Annotated in this window: 1 protein-coding gene and 1 pseudogene; both read right to left on the bottom strand. The window is 66.4% G+C overall.

Annotated features, from left to right (window positions below):
* Window positions 1–137 precede the first annotated feature (137 nt).
* Window positions 138–254, bottom strand: a pseudogene (locus ABZS66_RS61535) (IS5/IS1182 family transposase); the annotation flags it as partial.
* A gap of 293 nt (window positions 255–547) precedes the next feature.
* The coding region (locus ABZS66_RS61530) for an MFS transporter (protein ID WP_354774238.1) at window positions 548–1,901 on the bottom strand (1,354 nt) is incomplete at its 5' end.

Below are 1,901 nucleotides of genomic sequence, written 5' to 3'. Positions count from 1 at the left end.
CAGCCGACCACCCGACGGACATCAACCGGGCATCCACAGCGCCTTGATCAACATTCAGCGAAAGACCGAGGTTAGGCAGTGTGTCGAAGTCGGTCACAGCCATTCGTTGATCGCGTAGATTTCGGGTCGAAGGGCGGCGGCCTGCCGCCCTTCGAGCCGAGTTTGCGGCCGTTGGCGTCCTGGTCGGTCTTGGGCGGGATGGTTGCCTTGATCCCGCGGCGGTGTAGGCAGCGGCGGTTGGCGCGGGACGTGTGACACGCGGCGGTGGCGGATCGGGAACAGGCCGCTGGCCCTGTACACCGTCTCGGATTGTCGGCTGCACGCGGTCGACCCGGAGGGGCGGCTGCTCACCACCGGGCTCGGCGCCGCGCAGCCGACTTTGGCATCGAAGCCGGCGAAACGCCAACGGCCGCGGTGCGAAACGTCCGGGGCTGAGGGCTCATGCGAGGCCGGCGGTGCCTGCACCATGTCGGCCCGAGAGAGAACTGCGTGTCGGTGCCGACAGGCACCTCAGGAAGCACGCATCGAGGCGCCGACACCGAACACATCAACTCGGCGCTGGCGTTCCAGCCTTCGCTGACGGGGCTCGCGATGCTCGGGCAGTGTTGTCCACGCCAGGTGGAGGGGGCTTCAGTGCTTCATCCTCACTGGTCGCAGTCTGGGTGGCTAGTAGCCCGGCAGCTCCGAACTCGTCCTGGGTCGCCGCCTTGTCGAAGCCGGCGACGGCTGGGAAGCGGTACCGGCCGAGTCCCAGGACCAGGCCCGCCGAGACGGCGAGCGCACCGATCATCCACGGAATGACGGGGTCGTAGGAGCCGAGGCGGTCATAGGAGGCGCTGAAGATCTGCGGTCCGACGGCCGTGCCGACGAGGAACAGTGTGAGAGTGACGCCGAGGATCTGTGGGAACGCCCTCGTGCCAAGGTAGCGGGTGATGAAGAAGCTCAGCAGGTCTGCTTCGAGTCCGATCGCGAGCCCGATGAACGCCGACGCGATGAGGGCGCTGATGAACGGCGCGTGCAGGAACAGCAATCCGGCCGCCGGGGCGACGATGACGATCGCGCCGATGATCGTACCGTGGACGCGGTCGAGCAGGAGACCGCCGCCGATCCGGCCAATGAGCGAGAATACGCCGAGCACCGACAGCAGCGCGGCAGCCGCGGAGGCGTCGATGCTGCCCTCGACGAGCATCGGCACCAGGCTGATCTGAAGGCCGTTGATGACGATCGCGGCGATGGAAAGTGCGGTGGCGATCATCCAGAAGTGCCGGGTGCGAATCGCTCCTCGGAACGTGGCACCGGGGAGCACGAGGTTTATCACTTTGTCGTTCTCGACGACGGTTTCCACGAGCCGTCCCCGCACACTCCGCTCGGCGCGTACGCGTACGAGGAGCAGGAGCGACGAGATTGACACGAGGGCCGAGGTGGCCGCGAGGACGACGTAGGCATTGTTCCAGCCGAACTGCGAGACTAGGAACGAAGCGTAGATCGGCAGGGTCGTGGTGCCGATTGCCGCGATGCCCGCCTGGATCCCGATCGCGATGCCGCGCTTGTTGTCGAACCAGCTCACCGTGGCCTTCGCGAACGGGATGCCGGTTGCCGAGCCGAACATGCCCTGTAGGCCGAAGAACAGGGCGAACAGCGGGAATGTGTGCCCTAGGAGGCCGATCAGGGCGACGCTCACGGTGAAGCCAATGAGGCCGGGAAGGGCGACCGTCCGCAGCGTGAACTTCTTCAGAAGCCAGCCGACGATGGGGAAGCCGATCGCCATACCGAGAGCTGCGAGACCAAAAGCAGCCGTGACCTGGCTTCGGGACCAGCCGGTGTCGGCCGTAACGGGGATTACGAAGACGCCGAGCGTGGTCATGATGAGCGGGCTCGGGCCGACGGCGCCCGTGAGCCCG

It is taken from the genome of Dactylosporangium sp. NPDC005572 (genome assembly GCF_040605515.1).
Taxonomy (GTDB): Bacteria; Actinomycetota; Actinomycetes; order Mycobacteriales; family Micromonosporaceae; genus Dactylosporangium.
This window is presented reverse-complemented; position numbering and strand designations above follow the sequence as displayed.